The sequence below is a fragment of the Paracoccus actinidiae genome (assembly GCF_030863885.1).
Lineage (GTDB): Bacteria > Pseudomonadota > Alphaproteobacteria > Rhodobacterales > Rhodobacteraceae > Paracoccus > Paracoccus everestensis.
The window spans coordinates 4,062,244-4,080,329 of sequence record NZ_CP132956.1 but is presented as its reverse complement, the minus strand read 5'-3'; the positions used below and the strand labels follow the sequence as shown (position 1 = coordinate 4,080,329).

General features: G+C 61.4%; 11 protein-coding genes and 1 pseudogene. 5 read left to right on the top strand and 7 right to left on the bottom strand.

Going from position 1 to position 18,086, the window contains the following annotated elements; translation table 11 throughout:
• Nucleotides 1-9 precede the first annotated feature (9 nt).
• Nucleotides 10-896: pseudogene (locus Q5701_RS20270) on the bottom strand (tyrosine-type recombinase/integrase).
• Between the two features lie 1,034 nt (nucleotides 897-1,930).
• On the opposite strand from Q5701_RS20270, the gene repA reads away from it, so the two are divergent.
• The 5 genes from repA (at nucleotide 1,931) to Q5701_RS20245 (ending at nucleotide 8,685) form a co-directional block, all read left to right on the top strand.
• Nucleotides 1,931-3,160: a plasmid partitioning protein RepA gene (repA, locus tag Q5701_RS20265; protein ID WP_373568577.1), complete on the top strand. Its 1,230-nt coding sequence runs from the start codon at nucleotides 1,931-1,933 to the stop codon at nucleotides 3,158-3,160.
• A complete protein-coding gene (gene repB / locus Q5701_RS20260) occupies nucleotides 3,160-4,170 on the top strand; it encodes a plasmid partitioning protein RepB (RefSeq protein WP_306752747.1) in 1,011 nt (336 codons plus the stop codon). Before repA ends, repB begins: the two co-directional genes overlap by 1 nt.
• A 249-nt stretch (nucleotides 4,171-4,419) precedes the next feature.
• Nucleotides 4,420-5,667: a plasmid replication protein RepC gene (gene repC / locus Q5701_RS20255; protein ID WP_306752746.1), complete on the top strand. Its 1,248-nt coding sequence runs from the start codon at nucleotides 4,420-4,422 to the stop codon at nucleotides 5,665-5,667.
• Between the two features lie 2,319 nt (nucleotides 5,668-7,986).
• Nucleotides 7,987-8,124 (top strand): hypothetical protein, encoded by a 138-nt coding sequence (locus Q5701_RS20250; protein WP_306752745.1) that lies wholly within the window; start codon nucleotides 7,987-7,989, stop codon nucleotides 8,122-8,124.
• Between the two features lie 207 nt (nucleotides 8,125-8,331).
• Nucleotides 8,332-8,685, top strand: a complete 354-nt coding sequence (locus Q5701_RS20245; RefSeq protein WP_306752744.1) for a hypothetical protein — start codon at nucleotides 8,332-8,334, stop codon at nucleotides 8,683-8,685.
• A gap of 718 nt (nucleotides 8,686-9,403) precedes the next feature.
• Here Q5701_RS20245 and wecC read toward each other — a convergent pair.
• From wecC to Q5701_RS20215, 6 genes are all read right to left on the bottom strand, one after another.
• Nucleotides 9,404-10,699 (bottom strand): UDP-N-acetyl-D-mannosamine dehydrogenase, encoded by a 1,296-nt coding sequence (wecC, locus tag Q5701_RS20240; RefSeq protein WP_306752743.1) that lies wholly within the window; start codon nucleotides 10,697-10,699, stop codon nucleotides 9,404-9,406.
• The gene (gene wecB, locus Q5701_RS20235) at nucleotides 10,696-11,841 is read right to left on the bottom strand and encodes a non-hydrolyzing UDP-N-acetylglucosamine 2-epimerase (protein ID WP_373568576.1); all 1,146 of its coding nucleotides are present in this window, start codon (nucleotides 11,839-11,841) and stop codon (nucleotides 10,696-10,698) included. Before wecB ends, wecC begins: the two co-directional genes overlap by 4 nt.
• Nucleotides 11,842-12,213: 372 nt before the next feature.
• Nucleotides 12,214-12,351 carry a hypothetical protein gene (locus Q5701_RS20230; RefSeq protein WP_306752742.1) on the bottom strand — a complete coding sequence of 46 codons (138 nt, stop codon included), beginning with the start codon at nucleotides 12,349-12,351 and terminating at the stop codon, nucleotides 12,214-12,216.
• Nucleotides 12,352-12,778: 427 nt separating this feature from the next.
• Entirely contained in the window at nucleotides 12,779-13,708 is a 930-nt protein-coding gene (locus tag Q5701_RS20225; RefSeq protein WP_306752741.1) for a Fic family protein, read from the bottom strand.
• A gap of 167 nt (nucleotides 13,709-13,875) precedes the next feature.
• Nucleotides 13,876-16,959 (bottom strand): efflux RND transporter permease subunit, encoded by a 3,084-nt coding sequence (locus Q5701_RS20220; RefSeq protein ID WP_306752740.1) that lies wholly within the window; start codon nucleotides 16,957-16,959, stop codon nucleotides 13,876-13,878.
• On the bottom strand, nucleotides 16,956-18,080 hold the full coding sequence (locus tag Q5701_RS20215) for an efflux RND transporter periplasmic adaptor subunit (RefSeq protein WP_306752739.1): 1,125 nt from the start codon (nucleotides 18,078-18,080) through the stop codon (nucleotides 16,956-16,958). The genes Q5701_RS20220 and Q5701_RS20215 overlap by 4 nt, the downstream gene beginning before the upstream one ends.
• Nucleotides 18,081-18,086 lie beyond the last annotated feature (6 nt).

Here is an 18,086-nt window from a genome sequence, read left to right as displayed (position 1 = left end):
CGGCGCTGATCACTCCAGCCCGCGTCGGAGGGTCAGGTCTTGCAGATCCTTGAGCCGTTCGAACGGGCTGACGGTGTTCTGGATCGTCTTCGTGGCGACATGGGTATAGCGGGCAGTCGTGGTCAGCTTCGTATGCCCCAGCAGAACCTGGATCACACGCACGTCCGTCCCGGCTTCCAGCAGGTGCGTGGCGAAGCTGTGGCGCAGCGTGTGCAGCGTCGCGGACCGGGTTACGCCCGCCATATGCTTGGCGGATGCAAAGGCCCGGTTCAACTGGCGCGGCGAGATCGGATTGACCCTCGGCAGGCCGGGGAACAGCCAGCCCTCGGGCCGCGCCTCGCGCCAGTAATCGCGCAGCAGATCCAGCAAGCCGGGCGACAGCATGGCTTGCGGTCACGCCCACCTTTGCCTTCTTCGACGTGGATCATCATCCGATCGCTGTCGATGTCCTGAACCCGGAGGTGGCAGACCTCGGCAGCACGCAATCCCGCGCCATAGCTGATGCCGAGGGCCGCGCGATACTTCAGCCCCGGCCCCGGTGCCGCTGACAGGATGTCACCGACCTCCTCGACGCTGAGCACCGCCGGCAGCTTGCGCGGCGCCCGCCGGAACTGCATGTGCCGCTTCATCTCGTCTCGCCCGCAAGTCATGCCGAAGAAGAACCGCAGCGACACGATCCGCACGTTGAAGGTCGTCGCGGTCATACCGGCATTCGTCATGTGGAGCTGGTAGGCGCGCAGCTCCTCCGGTGTGGCGGTGTCCGGTGAGCGCTTCAGGAATATGGCGAAATCTTTGACGGCACGGATATGCGCGGCCTGCGTCTTCTCGGCCATGCCGCGAATGCGCATGTCCTCGATCATCCGCTGACGCAGCGGGGTGGTCTTCTCCTCCTTCATCGAAACCTCCTGTCTGAACGGTGGGAAGACCCCAATCGTCAGCCCGAAAAGGCTTCACACATAGAGAAACGCTGGAATTGGCGACGAACGCCCGACAAGGGCACCATTGCCGCGCGAGCGGCTTAGTCCTTCCACCCTTCATGTTGAGGTCGTCCAAGTCGAGGTTCCTCACCACCCATCTGCAGCGAACGGCCGGAAGGTCCTACATCGCGGCCACTGACCTCCCGCCTCTGCCCCGCATTGCTGTAGCAAAGGTGAGTGGCCGATCTGGGGATCCTGCAGCGCAGCATGTTACCGCTCTGATCGTCGGCTTAGGGCCGTTTCTGTCAGGCACGACTTTTGTTGACAGCTTCTCTGTCGGGCGGAAGCTTCTGGACCAAGCGCTCCGCTTTGGACGTCGTTTATGAGAGGTGTTTCAGGAGTTCGGCTCTGATAGGGCGAAGCGTTCCCATGCCCCGTCGCATTCTCCTTGCGTCTTCTTTCACATTCGCTGGCCTTCTTGCTTCGGCGCCCGCAGGGGATGATTTAACCCTTCGGCTTGAGAAGGTTGTCATGGAAGGCCCGGCAAACCCGCAGGGGAGCGGCGAGTAGAACTGTTCCGGATTTCGTGGATGTTATGTTGCGGGACCAGGTGGGTGAAGTGTCACTCTGAAGTGCTGGATGGCGCAGAAGGCTTCCTCACGCCGGTTGACTGATGCCGCAGAATCACGGCGCAGGCCTGCCCCGCGATTCTGTTCCCTTTCCCATCCAGTTTACGCCAGGACCGCCCGCCTGTGTCGATGATGAAACACTCCCGTCACAGGGGTTGAGCAGGACAGTTCCTGCCCGTGCCCTGCGTTTGCAGGTGTTTTTGCAGTTCTGCCTGCTATGGATGGACGTCGGGAGCAGAAGGATTCCTGATCGGGTATCGAGAAAACGGTTGCGGGACGGCCGTTTGCATGTCACCACAGTATTACGGTGGGAACGCGGATACAGGCTTCTGACCGTAATATAATCCAGAGAATCCGGGATACGTCAGCCTTCCGAGAGCAACAATGAACAAAATGTTTGATCCGGCGCAACTGGTGAGCAGTACCAAGATTGGCGAATGCGCTGAAACCCTCTCGGCAGCCCTGGACGTGCAACTCAAGGAGTCCCATCAGCCCGGGGGAACCAAGGTTCTGCGCAAGTTCGCAGTCGGTGAAGTCTGCGAGCTGCTTGGCGTAACACCTGACATGCTGCGCAACCGGCACAAGAACAAGAGCATTCCGGAAGTCGAGAGCGATGGCCGGAAGCACCGCTACTACTCTGCGGAGGAAATCGACGTCATCCGCAAAATCCTCTACGAGACCACCCGAGGCAAAGGGAAAGAGGATTTCCGCCCTGGGCGCCGTGAGGGTGATCCGATGCAGATCATCAGTTGCGTCAACTTCAAAGGCGGCAGTGCCAAAACGACCTCGGCGGCGCACCTTGCCCACCGTCTCGCATTGAGGGGATACCGGGTTCTCGCCTGTGACCTCGACCCCCAAGCTTCCTTGACAACGCTGTTCGGCTATCGCCCCGAGATCGAGTTCGCCGAGGGTGGAACGATCTACGATGCGTTGCGCTACGCTGATTTGGACGCGCCGGATGGAGAGCAGGATCATCCGGTTCCCCTTCGCGACATCATCCGGAAGACCTATTTCTACAACCTTGACCTCGCCCCGGCGGGGTTGCTCCTCACCGAGTATGAAACCGAGACCGCAAACAACCTGCGCGACGCCCGCCATACGATCTTCCCCAAGCGGCTGTCGGAAGCGCTGGAATCGGTGAGTGACGACTATGACATCGTCATCATCGACTGCCCTCCGCAGCTCGGATTCACGACGCTCTCGGCTCTGACAGCCTCGACAGGACTGCTCGTTACCGTTGTGCCAGGAATGCTCGACATCGCGTCGATGAGCCAGTTCCTAAAGCTCGTCTCGGAAACCCTAGGGGCGATATCCAACTATACCGGACAGGAGGTCGCCTATTCCTTCGTCAAGTTCCTCGTCACGCGCTACGAGCCTAATGACGGGCCTCAACGGCAGACGGAGGGTTATCTCCGGGCCATCCTGCGAGACATGGTGCTGGTCAATCCCATGCTGAAGTCGACGGCCATCTCGGACGCGGGCATGACCCAGCAGACCATCTATGAAGTCGACCCCAAAGACTTCGTGCGCGTTACGCTCGACCGGGCAATCAGCAGTGTCAATGACGTCGCGGCGGAGATCGAAACCTGCATCCAAGGCGCTTGGGGACGATAATGGGACGCAAGATCCTCCAGAACCTTACCAGGGCTCAGGCGGAAATGCCTCAGCCGACGCCGGCTGAGGCTTCCGTTGCAATGCGGCCGACCGCATCAGCACCCAGCATCGGAGGTCTGCGCGAGGGCCTGGACAAGCTGGCCAGCAGCGCCATCCGCGATATCGAGCCCCGCTTCATCGAGGCCGACGGCCTCCGTGATCGGCTCCAGATCTCGGATGACGACGTCGCGGCGCTTGCGGCCAGCATCAAGGAGCATGGTCAGCAGGTTCCCATCCTTGTTCGACCATCGGAGAAGCCAGGACATTATCGCGTGGTCTACGGCCGCCGGCGTCTGGCAGCAATCCGGCTTGTGGGAGGCCCGGTTAAGGCGATCGTCCGCACCCTTGATGACAAAAGTGCCGTGCTGGCTCAGGGGCAGGAGAACAATCTCCGCTTAGACCCCTCGTTCATCGAGAAGGCTGTCTTCGTGAAGGACATGCGGGATGCCGGATACAACACGGAGACCATCATGGCTGCTCTCGGCGTTTCCAAGCAGTCGGTGAGCACATTCGAGGTCGTCCTCCCATCCATTCCGATTGAGGTCATCCAGGCGATCGGTCCGGCTCATAACATCGGCCGGCGAAGGTGGCAGGACATCGTAGACGCGGTCCGGGATCACAAAGTCGAACTCACGACCATAGCAAGCCAACTACTTGAAGAGTTTGAAGAAAATCACTCTTCTACAGAGCGTTTCGAGGTTTTCTCCCGGGCTGTCAACGATGTGGTCAGTGGCTTGCCCGTCAAGGGAAAGCAGCGCGATGAAGCACCCGAGACTGTCCACCGCGGTGGACAGGGCGCCATCAGCATTGACGGTCTTCGGATCGGAAAGATCAAGACCAGCGCCAGAACCGTAGGCATCGAAATTGCACGTGGTCAGGCACCCGAGTTCGGAAAGTGGATCATGGAGAACGCGGATGAAGCAGTCCGTATGCTTCACGAGCACTGGAAGAAGAGCGGGAGCAAGGGCTAGGTCCCTGCTCTTTTGATGTAAACCCCCAGCAAAGAAAGGAGCGCAACGGAGACCAGAAAAGAAAGAGCCCCCCAAAGTTTCCCTTGGAGAGCCCCGATCTGTCTTTTGCACTTTCAGGTCTACCGCACCAACCAAGGCCCGTCAAGAACAACCGATTCGGTTGACAGGTGGATTCTGTCTAACTTTCCGTGAGGATCGCTGGCGGAGTCCGGTTACCGCGTGGGCTCATGGTCGCCCTGGCGAAAAGACATGACATTTCACAGACCAATCCCGCCCGGCTCCGTCGTGGCGAACCCAGAGGGCAGCCCTCGCGCCGGTAGCGGCTGCCTAAAAGAGGCCTTCCGGAACCTCTCGGCCGCGGCGAAGAGCTTCGACATTTCAACCGGTGCGCTGCATACCCTGCGGGCCATGATCCATTGTGTCCGTCCCGGGCAGAGCCTGACATGCTTTGCCTCGACAGAGACACTGATCCGGCTGCGGTCAGGTGGGAGCGACAGAACCTTACGCCGGCACGTAAGCGAGCTGATCGAAGCCGGGGTCATTCGGCGGCACGACAGTCCCAACAAGAAGCGCTACATGGTGCGGGACCTCTCCAGCGGTCAGGTCCTGCATTTCGGCTTCGACCTTTCGCCCATGCTTGCGCGTGTTGACGAGTGGAAGCGCGCGGCAGAACTGGCGGCGGCTGAAGTCAGCCGTAAACGCTATCTCAAGACCTTGATCCTCGGACGCCTCCATCGGCTCGACCTGCTTGCCTCGGGACTGGAGACCAACATCCTCAGAACGCTCCTACGGCGCAACCTCTCAATCCATGAACTGGAAGGCCTACTGTCCAATGTGGAGGACCACCTGACTTCCCTCACCGTCGCCCCCTGCTCTGAGTCGGAGGCCGTGGAGCAGGACGCTACGCATGCCCCCTGCCCTTCCGGACGGGTCGGCGTCTCTATTCCGACCAAAGCCCCCTGCCACGGCGGCAAAATCCATGAACAGCACGGCCACAAAGCCGACGCATCCTGCGCCACGTCCGTGTCTGGCGGCCAAAACGACCGTCACCAACATAGATCTAATACTTATATCCCTGAAACTACTCGGGCACGATATGCCGGAAATCTGGAAGGGGGATGTGAGGAAGAAGAGCTGCTAAGGAAAGTGGTCGAGACCTGCACCGAGGCGATCGCCTTCGCCGATAGCCCGGTCGATAGCTGGGAGGACATCCATACACTGGGCTGGCTCCTTGCGCCTTTGATCGGCATCGACAAGGAGATGATGGTTCAAGCCATCTCGACCCACGGGCTCTCCCCCGTCACAACGTTAGTCCTTCTTTTGCTACAGAAGGGAGATACAATCTCGAACATCGGCGGGTATTTCCGGTCGCTGACGTTAGGGGTGGGCAGCAGGACATTCGATCCATGGCGCATGCTCGCTCCATCAGCTGCGGAGTCCACAAATGTCCCCCCTCCCCTTCTAGCTGACCCTATACTAGTCCGCTCACGATGGTAGCCGCCTGCGGAAAGATATCGTAGGGCTATGTGCGATGCTTCCGATGCGGGTCTAGTTCCGGTTGGCAGGTATGCTTTTGGGTGATTTACCTGAGAGTGCTTGCAATGCCTAGCAGGATCAGTGTCGGTGACCGGAGTTGTGCGTCGCGTGCTCAACTGGTTAGTAAGGCTGAGGAAGGACATCAAAGCTTTACTGATTTCTCCCTGGCGCAGTACGCTCGTTGCTTATCAGGGCATCTCATAAAGCGCGTTCTCGTCACTGGAGTTTTAGAACAACCGTCTTATAGTGACTCACGCCCAGTCCACCGCGGTGGACCACGAGCCGAAGATACCTCCTGGGATGCGATATGGTCAAATGGTCGAGGTAAGGAGCCTTTATCGATCCAGAACTGAACTGAGCGAAAAGGCCCCGCGGAGCGCCATTTCAACACCACAACTTAAACTACCTATTCTGCAACCATCTCGAACATCGCGATGCACCCAACCAAGTTCGATCGCTGCGGCGGCAATTACGAAAGAAGCTTTGCTTTCTCCATCATGACCGACATCGGGCCAGTCGGCTGACCGACACGTCTTCGCCAGCGTGCAAGTCACGGTCAATTGTCATGGATCATGGCGCCACCAGCAGGTGTTGCATGATGATACGGCTTGGATGCAGCAGTCAGGTACAATAGCGATCCGATCGCAGCGCCGTCTGTAACCCCAAAAAAAAAACAGCCTTTCGCCGCCCGGAAGGTGAGTGTCGTGCTCCCCGATCCACCTCGGTGGACGTCATCTCTCTTGTTGAGCAGGATCTATCCGTTCGAATCTGGCGATATCTTCCACTACAGAATAGCCACCGCCTCGCGAACTCTTGAAGGCTCAGGCAGTGATGTTCGGGCTCAAGCGATCGGGCAGCCCGCCGCAGTTAGCTGAGACTGTAGTGACCACGCGAACCATTCTTGATAGGCTTCGATGGTAGATGGAGCGACGACATCTAAAGCTTCGCTGCTGCGCAACACTGCGGAGAACTGCCGAAGCCGCACCATTTTCCGCAACTGGGCGTCTAGGAGTAGCACCTAGAAGAGACGTGTTGCTGCCGCCTCAAATGGCAGGCCTGCGATCGGGGAAGGGCAGGGCACTTGCTACTATGCCGACGGTGTCTCGCATGCGCGTCCACCGCGGTGGACAACAGCATATCGGTAGTTAGGAAGCATGTCGAAAACCTCTACGAGGGAGTGACGAAGCGAGTGTTCAACTTCCAACAGAGGATCGACAACTACCGGAGTCAAGCCTGAACACTAGAGGCAACAACGCTCCGAAGGGCCGCGCCGACGTGGTCGAACTGTTGCTTCACCTCGACCAGTACGAGAGCCTGCAGGCGTGCTATCGGCGCAACGCAAATGTAATATGCAAGCCCGTCCTCAAGAGACCTCGAGGTGCCACTGGCCAGGCGCACCCAGTCGGCCCGGTGATTGTACGCCTTTACCCAAGGTGCCAGTTCCTGGTCCGAAAGGCAGGTTGCTCACGGAGCGTTCGCTTGCAGTTCCACGACAACAGCCGGATCCAGGTACTTCAGTAAAGCCCCTACCGCATCCGCAATCGATGCATGCTTGCCAGGAAATCGCGCAAGCGCTCGCGCAGTAGGGCAGGGGCCAAGGATTTTAGATCAGCAATCAGCAGAGTGCGCCCACGGCGACGTCCTCCGGTTCCGTCGGGATGCGCCTTGTAGGGCCTGTAGGTCATTGTCAGACCGCCTTGTGTGCGGATCCGTCGGAGCTCCGGGGTTCGAGCTGCGGTTGGGCAAGGATCGATTGCCCCCACGCTAGTGCCGATGGGAGACATAGGGATGGCCGGTGGCCGCCAACCCACAAACCAGTTCCCGGTAATGCCAGAAGAACCCGAGGGCGCCGCCATGTCCCGAAGACCCGACTCGGAGATCGCGGTCACGGCGTGACGGATGACGATCTGTTGCCCCGCCCAATCAGCAACTCGACGATCTTGCACCTTATCTGCGATTTCATCATAAACTGTCGCAAGAAAGCTCCAGCTGTTCCGGGGGCCGCTCACATCGGCAGCCAGAACGCAGGGTCTCGCCGCAGTGAGATTGACACGGTCGCCCGAAGAACGTCACGCTCGATGAACTCCATGCAGATCGCAAGGGTCTCCAGGCGCTTTGATCGCTCGCTTTAACGGGTTAAGTTACGGTTGGTCGCGTTTTCCTCGCACAGCAGCGGATCGTGACACCCGGGGTAAACTGGCTCTGTCCCGCGGTTGCGCAGTGAGTTTGCCTGAACGGCGCAATCCGACTCTATCGGTCAAACCGCGGAGGCTGGGCATCATGCACCATCTGATCTTCTCCCGTAACGACGTCCTGCGCCGCAGCTTCGTATCCTGCAACTCGGCGGCAGACATGATCATCTCGCGACTCCTGCCGTTGTGCGCCTGGGAGGACGCAGTGGAGCCGCAAGCGCTCTAAGGGGTACTGAATACTCCCGTAGACCTTGAGGAAAGCCCGGCAATCATGAAAAAAGCCACTGTCATCTTCATTCGCGGCGACCTGAGGCCGCAGACGAACTTGGACAGTATTGGGATCATCATGAACGGTGTGGGCGCCTACCTGCGCGGCGATTCTCGAGGCTCCAGACGCTAGAGCCACCGTGACGAGACCATCGACGGCGGGCCCATGATGATTGCGGCTCATCCTGAAATGTCCATCCAGGCCGATGGTCATTATGTCGGGATCGTCTTGGCCGTCTCCGAGCACCCGCATCTGCTTCCGGAGAGGTCGACCAACGTCCGCATGGTGGAAGCCGGAGCTCAGATGTCGCGCCGCCCCGCTCCCAGGCCCGTGCCGGACGATACGGACCGGCCGGAGATGAACAAGCCGGGGGTGGCAGCGCTGAGGAAGGTGGTCATGGTTGCCATGATCACAGAAGCTGTAAAGGAGGTCACCCAGCCCGCCCCTGAAATCGGTCAGGAAAGGTCCGGGCAACCCATTCATCAACTGGCAGACGATCTACGCCCGCAAGGAGGATGAACCCGAGGTTCATGTGCCTCCTACGGATGAAAAAGCGTCCATCAGCATGTTCGGCTCACCCGCCTGAGAACGGCGGTGAGAAACTAGTCCACGGAAGCGGCGGCATGGAGCTGCTGCGGGCGGCGTAAAAGTCGTCCACCTTTTCCCTTTCTGCGGCAGCAGGGAGGGCGCGAGGATTTTCAGCGCGCGCCCGCGCACGCCGTCTGTCCCGAACAAGCCTCTGCTCATCTACTCTGCCTTTTCATTGTTGGCGGCCTGCCACAGCCGCAGTCCTTGAACCAGATCGCGCATATCGTGGACGCGGTGGACCTGCACGCCCTGGGCCACGGGCAGATCATTCTTCTTCCAAGCTGTGATCTATGGTGTCACAACAGGAGCCATGCGCATCGACGCTCTTATCTGCCGGACAGGTTGCTTGGTTGCCTCAGCGCCATGCCCAGAGCTGTATATTCTCGCGCACACTCAAGACAGCGGTGGGTGCTGACAGCATCAGGATGCTCGCCTTCCAGTATCACTTCGATAAGGAGAAAGGCTCGAGCATTTCCGCTCCAACGCAAGCAACTAGTCCGCTGCTTCTACAATGACATGCATATGATGCGCCCAGCATTCTTTAATGATCTTTGGCAAGAGAAGGCAGAACCCGGAACTGCTCTCAGGAGGGCTCCAGGTTCATGGGCAAGCTTAGACCCAGGCTTTTTTGCCCTGTTCTTCGTAAGCCTTACTGTGCCGCAATACTGGACAAGAGCTCATGGCCGGACCAGATGCCACGGGTATCGATCAGCCGGGCCTTGTTAGGGACCGGCATGGCTTTGAAGTCGTCATGATCGACCAGAAGCACGATCACGTCGCAGGCACGTACGGCCTCGGTCGGACGGACCAACTTGGCCCGGTTACCGAAAGAGGCGGGCAGCGTGTCGATAAATGGTTCAACGACGTCAACGCGGCCCGGATACGTTTCTGCCAATTCTGTGGCGATGCTCAGGGCTGGGCTTTCGCGCAGGTCATCAATATTGGGTTTGAATGCCAGGCCGAAGCAAGCAATGCGCGCCTCCTGGCCAGTTTCATCTGCATGCTTAGCGACCGCCTGATGGACCTTGCCAAGCACCCATTTTGGTTTGTTGTCGTTGGTCTCACGCGCGGTGCGGATGATTTTGGCCTCTTCGGGAGCCTGGCTGACAATGAACCACGGGTCGACTGCGATACAATGTCCGCCCACACCCGGGCCGGGCTGGAGGATGTTAACACGCGGATGGCGGTTCGCCAAACGGATCAACTCCCATACGTTGATGTCCAACTTGTCGCAAATTAGGGATAACTCATTGGCGAAGGCGATGTTCACGTCGCGAAAGCTGTTCTCGGTCAGCTTGGCCATTTCTGCGGTGCGACAGTCGGTTTCGATGCAGTCGCCTTCAACCGCCAGCTTGTAGAGCTTGCGTGCCCGTGTAGCGCAGGCTTCAGTCATGCCGCCGATGATCCGATCGTTGGTAACCAGTTCGGTCAAAGCATGACCCGGCAGGATCCGCTCGGGACAGTGTGCGATACGGATGTCAGAAGCCTCTCCATGGGTTTGCGGAAAAGTCAGATCCGGGCGAGCTTCAGCCAGCCAGGAGGCCATCTGCTCGGTCGCGCCGACCGGACTGGTCGATTCCAAGATAACCAAGTCGCCCCGCTTCAAAACCGGCGCGATTGCTCGGGCTGCGGATTCGACATAGCTCAGGTCCGGGTCGCGTCCTTCGCCGTTTTCGCAGAAGGGTGTAGGAACAGCGATCAGGAAGGCATCCGCGGATTCGGGGATGGTCGTGGCACGCAGGTGACCCGCTTGGACGGAGCGGCGCAGCGCATCTTCCAGGCCCGGTTCAACGATATGAGTTTCGCCCCGGTTGATCTTGGAGACAGACTGCTCATTGATATCGAGACCGATCACATTGACGCCACGCAGGGCGAAGACGACTGCCGTAGGCAAGCCTATATAGCCAAGGCCGACCATGCAGATCCGCTCGAATGCAGAAGTCATTTTTTATCCTTAAATTTGATCAGGGCGTTCAGAATGCGACCTACTGCTTGGCCATCACCGTACGGGTTATGAGCAAAGGCCATTTCATCATAGGCTTCACTATCCGTCATCAGCCGCGTTACCTCAGCTACGACAACGTCGGTATCAGTACCAACAAGGCGTACGGTTCCCGCTTCGACGGCTTCGGGACGTTCGGTCGTGTCGCGCATGACCAAGACCGGCTTGCCTAGCGACGGAGCCTCTTCCTGGATCCCGCCCGAGTCGGTCAGGATCAGGTGCGAACGCTTCATGAGCCACACGAAGGGCAGGTAATCCAGCGGCTCGATCAGGTGGATGTTGGCCGCTTCGCTCAGAATTCGCTGAACCGGCTCGCGGACATTAGGATTCATGTGCATCGGATATACGATCTGCGCATCGGGGAACCGCATCGCGATCTGTTGCAGCGCGTGGCAAATACGCTCGAAGCCGCCGCCAAAGCTTTCACGCCGGTGGCCAGTGATCAAAATCACACGGCTATCAGGTTTAAGGAAGTCAAAGCCGGCCGCTAGGGCGCGTTCGAGCTGCTCATCCGTCTCAATCCGCGCAACCACCTGTAGCAGCGCATCGATCACCGTATTGCCCGTAACGACAATCCGATCCGCAGGAATATTCTCGGCCACCAAGCTGTCGCGCGATGTTGGCGTGGGAGCTAGGTGAAGCGCCGCCAACGAACCGGTTACTCGGCGATTTCCTTCTTCCGGCCAAGGCGAGTAAAGATTGCCGGTTCGTAGGCCCGCTTCGACATGGCCTACCGGAATACGCGAGAAGTAGGCTGCCAGAGTCGATGACAGGGTGGTGGCCGTATCACCATGAACCAAGACAATATCGGGCTGAACATCGTCTAGAACCTGACGAAGGCCTAGAAGGATCTCGGACGTGACGCTGAAAAGATCCTGCCCTGGTCGCATCACGTTAAGATCGTGATCAGGTGTAATACCAAAAAGATTAATGACCTGATCCAGCATTTCTCGGTGCTGTGCCGTTATGCAAACGGTGCTTTCGAACCTTGGATCGTGGGTAAGGGCTGTAACCAGGGGAGCCATCTTGATGGCTTCTGGGCGAGTCCCAAAGACGGTCAAAACGCGCACGTTAAATTTCTCCAAGCATTTGCAATAGGCACTTGCCTTTTGGGTAGTGCAATTTGGCGCAACCAGCCCAATATTCTATTTATAGGCGAACCCAAGTAATTGATCTCTTCTCTTTGTCACGCGTTTCCTTCAGGGTTATGACAAAGGCGCACTGCGCTAGGTTGTAACGACAGAGGCGTTACCATGCCTCCTACCCGAGCAGCAATGCACGCCGATTGGGAAATTACGCTATTTGTTAGTTGTCCTCTATCGTTGCAAAGATGCAACAACTGAAGGCGCGCTACCTTGAGGCAGAGATTATTAAGAGGAGCAAGTTTGCTTCGCCACTGGTTTGTCGGAAAGCAGAAAACCGTACTGTCCATTTGAAAGTGGAAAGATAGGATCGGATCACTCCTGCCCTGCCAGCCGCAGGACCTCGTCATGGGGGCGGTACAGGCGGACGGCCAAGCCGTCGCGAACCGTCTGGTTCAGGATGGCGCGGAACAGGACCGCGTCAGAGCCGTATCGCTCGGCTTGCGCCGCCATTTGCGCAACAGGACCGGAACCAGGGGCCAAAAGAGGGGGCCTGCCGCCACGCGATAGACGATCAGGGAGTTGCGGTACATATATAGTAAACCTTCCACATCGGCCGCAGCACCATGCCGGATTTCTCCTGCTAGGCTGAAATGTCGTGTACAAACCGGGCTTGCGCCATGATGAACGGTTTCGGATCAGGCAAACCCGCAGTCTTCAACGCGCCGCGCGAGGACGCCCGTGAAGCTGCGTGACCCAAGATGGGCAAGGCAGTTATGCGCGACGACAATGGCACCAAGGGTCAGCTTGCAAGGAGCATATTTACGCGCTTCATGAATCCTCAGGCTACTGGACTGCCAGGGCATAAGCTTTCGGCAGCAAGCCTCGGGACAGGTCCGGCCATCGTTTGAAGGCGTGAAGCCAGTCTTGAATACATCGATCACACCGCCGCTGCCCACAATCTGAACCGCCGCGCGCCCGTGATCTCGCGTACTAAACCCATTGCCCGCATCCGCGACAGCAGCCGTTCAGCGGTGTCGCGGCTGATCCCTGCCAGTTCCTCGACCTGGGCGGTATGCAGGACCGGGTGGGCGGCAAGGGCGGCGATGATGCGGGCCGGGTTCTGGCCCTTGATCGTGGCGGTGGCTTCGCGCGCGGCCTGCGCCCAGTCGGCAAGCCGGTCCAGCATCCGGCAGGCATCCTCGGCCCCTCGCGCCAAGGCAGCCAGATGGCGGGACAGGCGCCCCTTGGGCGGTCCGCCATCGGCCCAGATCGCCCGGCCGTGGCGGCCCAGGGGCAGGAAGGCCAGGCCCGGCATGGCGCGCGCCATGTCGCGGGCGGCCCAGACGGCGCCCTCGATCGCGGCCCCATCGGGGGACAGATCCGCCAACCGCCATAGCATCCGGGCCGCCGGCGCGCGGGCCAGGGGATGCAGGCCCGACAGTTCTTCCATAGCCTCCAGGAAGTCTGCGGCGGCTGCGTCAAAGGCGTTGCCCACCGGGCGTTCGGACCAGGGCGCATCGGCCCCGTCCAGGTTACGGTGGAGCGCCAGGAAATCACGCAAGCTTGCCGGATCCGCCTGGCCTTCCAGCCGCCGCAAGGCCCAGCGGGCCTGGGCCATCGCGGCCAAATCGGTGCCGGCGCGGGCAGCCATGGCGTCCAACCCGATCTCTTCGCGCGACAAAGGGGTGCCCTGGGCGCGCAGCATTTCCTCGATCTCGATTAGGGCTAGGCGGCGGGTAGCGCCCGCGCGGGCCTTGTCGTCCATCAGGGACAGCCGCGCCTCCAGACGGCCCACCGCCAAGGCGGCACCGGCCAGATCGACCGCCAGGACCGATTGCGCGGCCAGCCAGTCGGCAGGACGGGGCAAGGCAGGCTGATCGCCGTCACTGAAGTTTTGCCATGTCAAATCGGACCCGCGCATATCCGCAGTTTACCTTGGATCTGCCGAAACGCCAGTCAGCTTTCATCTTGGTCCAAATATCCCACAGGGGGTCTGGAGGGACGTGAAGTCCCTAATCGTCGCGGGACGCAAACCTACTCCGCAGCCACCGGTGCCGCTTCTTCGGCGGGCTTGCGCCGCATTCCCTCGATCAGGACATAGATCACTGGGGTGATTAGCAGCGTCAGCACAAAGGCCAGCGACAGCCCGCCCACGATCACCGCGCCGATGGCCTGGCGGCTTTCCGATCCCGCGCCGCTGGCAATGGCCAGCGGCACCGCGCCAAGGATCGTGGCAATCGTGGTCATCAGCACCGGGCGTAGCCGGGTCACGGCGCCCTCGCGCGCGGCTACGACCAGGGGTTTGCCCTCCTCGCGCAGCTGGTTGGCGAATTCCACGATCAGGATGCCGTTCTTGGCCATGATGCCGATCAGCAGGATCATCCCCACCTGAGAAAAGATATTGACCGTCCCCCCGGTGATCAGCAGTGTCAGCACCGCGCCGCCCAGGCCCAATGGCACCGTCAGCATGATGGTCAGGGGCGTGCGAAAGCTTTCGAACTGCGCGGCCAGGACCAGAAAGACGATCACCAGCGACATGGCAAAGACCGTGGCGATCCCGCCCGCGCTTTCCAGGTAATCCTTGGCCTGGCCTTCCCAGGCCAGCACGGACCCGGCAGGCATATCGGCCATTGCTGTTTCCACCGCCGCCATGGCGCCCGCCAGGTCGGTGCCGGGGGCGATGTCGGCCTCCATCTGAACCGAGATCAGGCGGTCGTAACGGTTGACGGCGGGCGCGGTGGCGCCCGTGGCGATGCTGGCGAATGCCGACAAGGGGATCAGGTCGCCGCGGTCGTTGCGCAAGAACACCGACAGCATGTCTTGGACGGAATCGCGGTCATCAGGCGAGGCCTGCAGGATCACCGGATATTGCCGCCCGTCGCTGGTATATTCGCCCACGCTGCGCGACGCGAACAGCACTTGCAGCGTCTGGGCGATGGTTTCGGCGCTCAGCCCCAGATCCTGGGCGCGGGTCCGGTCGATCGACAGGCTGGCGCCCGGCTGGTTGGCGGAATAGCCGACCTCGACCGAGGCAAGGCGCGGGTCGTCCTCCAGCCTTGCCGCCAGGTCGTTCGACCATTCGGCGGTGCGCGCCAGATCCGGGCCGCCCAGCATCCAGCGGATATTGCCCTGCCCGCTGCCCAGGCCCAGGCCGCCCGCGGCGCGGATAAAGGTTTCGGCCTGGGTGATGCGGGACAATTGCGGGCGCAACGCGTCGATGACCTGGTCCACGCTGACATCACGGTCCTTCCAATCGGCAAGGCTCACGAACAGCAGCGACCGGCGCAGTTCCCCCCAGGTGCCGACGATGGTGGTCACGTTGGTGACGGTGCCGTCCTGGCGCAGCGGTTCCAGCAGCGCCTCGACCTGGCGGGTGGCGGCGTCGGTATAGGCGAGGTTCGACCCTTGCGGCGCGGTCACGGTGATGCGGATCTGGCCGCGATCCTCGTCGGGGGTCAACTGGCGGGGCAGGTGGCCATAGATGGCAAATGCGCCCGCCATCAGAAAGGCGGTCACCGCCAGGATCGGGATGGGCCGGGCGATCAGGCGGTCCAGAACCGCGCCATATCCCCGTTCCAGCCAACCGATCAGCCGGTTCACGCCACGCGTCAGCATGTTGGGGCGTTCTTCCCTGGGCATGATCTTGGCGGCCAGGACCGGGGACAGGGTCAGGGCGACCAGGGCCGATACCGCCACCGCCACGGCCAGCACGATGCCGAATTCGGCAAACAGCTTGCCGATCTCGCCTTCCATGAAGCTGACGGGGACAAAGACCGCGATCAGCACGGCGGTGGTGGCGATCACGGCAAAGCTGACCTGGGCCGATCCGTCGCGCGCGGCATCCGCGCGCGACTTGCCCATGGCGCGGTGCCGCTGGATGTTTTCCAAGACCACGATGGCGTCGTCCACCACAAGCCCGATCGCCAGGATCAGCGCGAACAGCGTCAGGATGTTGATGGAGAACCCCAAGGCCAGCATCGCCAGACCTGCGCCAAGCGCGGATATGGGGATGGTCACCACCGGGATCATCGACAGCCGCATCGACCCCAGGAACAGAAAGATCACCGCGATCACCAAGGCCACGGCCTCGGCAAAGACCTTCAGCACCTGTTCGATCGAGCTTTCGATGAACACGGCTTCGTCGGCGGTGATGTCCAGGCTCATGCCGGGGGGCAGGGTTGGGCGGATGCGGTCCAGTTCCGCCTTGACCGCGTTGGATATGGCGACCGTGTTGGCCTGGGCCTGCGGCTGGATGCCCATCCCCAGGGAAATCGCCCCATTGGCGCGAAAGATGGATTCGCGCTGTTCGGGGCCTTCCTCGATCCGGGCAACATCCCCCAAGCGCAGGGGGCGGCCGGTCGCATTCGGCCCCTCGTCGTCGCGGATCACCACCTGACGGAAGGTGTCGGGGCTGGAAAAGCGGGTCTGGGCCAGGACCTGCAATTGCCGGGCGCCGGTCTCGATCTCGCCTGCGGGCAGTTCGACATTGTTGGCCTGCAAGGCCGCGATGATGTCGCCGGTGGTGACGCCGTAGGCGGCCATGCGCGACTGGTCCAGCCAGATCCGCATGGCGGGGGACCGGGCGCCAAAGGTCGCGGTGTTCGCCACGCCCGGCAGGCGGGCGAAACGGTCCACCAGAAAGCGGGTCGCGTAATCGGACAATTCCAGCGGCGTCATGTTGGGGCTGGACAGCGACAAGCGCACGACCGGGTCGCCCTCGCTGTCGTTCTTGTCCACGCGCGGACGTTCTGCTTCCTCGGGCAGGCGGCCCACCACGCGTTCGACGGCGTTTCGCACGTCATTGGCCGCGGAATCGATGTCGCGGCCGGAATCGAAGGTCAGGACCGTGCGCATCCGCCCGCGTTCGGATTCCGTGGCCATAGCGGTGACGCCGCTGACGCCCGCCAGGGCGCCCTCGATCACCGAGGCGACCTGGCTGTCCACCACGTCAGGGGCCGCGCCCGTGTAATCGACGCGCACCGTGACCTCGGCCGCCTCGACCTGGGGCAGTTCGCGCACGGGCAGGCGCGACATGGCGACGGCGCCGATCAGCACGATCAGCAGGTTCAGGACCGTGGCCATCACCGGCCGGCGCAGGGACAGGTCGGGCAGGCTCATCCGCCGCCCTCGGACGGGGCGGGGGCCGCAACGGGAAGGGGCTCGGCCTGGACCCGGCGGTCCTGCGCGACAGGTTCGATAACGCTGCCGTCGGACAGGCGGTGCAGGTTCGTCACGATGATCCGGGCGGATGGGGCAAGGCCGGACACGACCTCGACCAGCCCGTCCTGCTGCTGGCCGGTGACGATTTCAACCTGGCGCGCGGTGCCGCCATCCGCGACCATGACCAGCACCCGGTTGCCTTCGACCGTTTGCGCGTTCTCGGGGATCGCCGGGCGCTGCCGTTCGTCCAGAACCAGCCGCACCTGCAGGAACATGCCGCCCGCAAGCGCACGGTCGTCATTGGCGATTTCCGCGCGCAGGGCCAGGCTGCGGGTGGTGGCATCGACGCGGCTGTCGATGCGGCTGATTTCCCCCCCGAACACCCGGCCAGGCCAGGCGGCCGATGTCAGTTCGACCCGCTGGCCGGATGCCAAGCGGGGCAGCAGGGTTTCCGGCACGCTGAAATCGACCTCAATCACCGACAGGTCGTCCAGGGTGGCAATGGGGGTCGCGGTGTCGATCAGTTGCCCTTCGACCAGGTCGGTCAAGCCCACGACACCCCCAAAGGGCGCGCGCAGGCTGCGGTTTTCAAGCGCGATCCCGGCGCGGTCCCGTTCCGCCTCGGCCCGCAACAGGGCGGCGCGGGCGGTCTGGAAGGCCGCGTCCGATGCGCTGCCGGTCCGGTTCAGGCTTTGCTGGCGGTCAAAGGCGGCCACGGCCTCGGCCAGGGTGGCGTCGGCGGCCTTGAGGTCGGCCTGTTCGGCGCGGTCGTCCAGTTCCAGCAGGACCGCGCCTGCCTCGACCCGGTCGCCGGGCCGAAAGGCGATGCGGGTGATGCGGCCGCTGGAATCGGGCAGCAGATCGACCGCCTGGCGCGCGCGGGCGGTGCCCACGGCGGTCACGGCATCGGCAAAGGTGACAAGCTCGGGGGTGATGGTTTCGACCCGGAGGGGGGCGGCCGCGCCCTGCGCCGCCTCGGCCGGTTCGGACGCGGCCAGCAGCCGTTCGGTCAGATACAGCCCGCCCCCCGCCGCAGCCAGGATCACGACCAGTCCCAGAACGGCCTTCACCGCGCGCATCACCCC

Bases quoted from the DNA above. Each gene is read 5' to 3' on its own strand.
- Q5701_RS20230 (WP_306752742.1), bottom strand. From the start codon at position 12,351: ATGGCGGCGCAAGCCGAGCGATACGGCTCTGACGCGGTCCTGTTCCGC.
- repA (WP_373568577.1), top strand. From the start codon at position 1,931: ATGAACAAAATGTTTGATCCGGCGCAACTGGTGAGCAGTACCAAGATT.
- Q5701_RS20245 (WP_306752744.1), top strand. From the start codon at position 8,332: ATGATGATTGCGGCTCATCCTGAAATGTCCATCCAGGCCGATGGTCAT.
- Q5701_RS20215 (WP_306752739.1), bottom strand. From the start codon at position 18,080: ATGCGCGCGGTGAAGGCCGTTCTGGGACTGGTCGTGATCCTGGCTGCG.
- repC (WP_306752746.1), top strand. From the start codon at position 4,420: ATGACATTTCACAGACCAATCCCGCCCGGCTCCGTCGTGGCGAACCCA.
- wecC (WP_306752743.1), bottom strand. From the start codon at position 10,699: ATGACTTCTGCATTCGAGCGGATCTGCATGGTCGGCCTTGGCTATATA.
- repB (WP_306752747.1), top strand. From the start codon at position 3,160: ATGGGACGCAAGATCCTCCAGAACCTTACCAGGGCTCAGGCGGAAATG.
- Q5701_RS20220 (WP_306752740.1), bottom strand. From the start codon at position 16,959: ATGAGCCTGCCCGACCTGTCCCTGCGCCGGCCGGTGATGGCCACGGTC.
- Q5701_RS20250 (WP_306752745.1), top strand. From the start codon at position 7,987: ATGCACCATCTGATCTTCTCCCGTAACGACGTCCTGCGCCGCAGCTTC.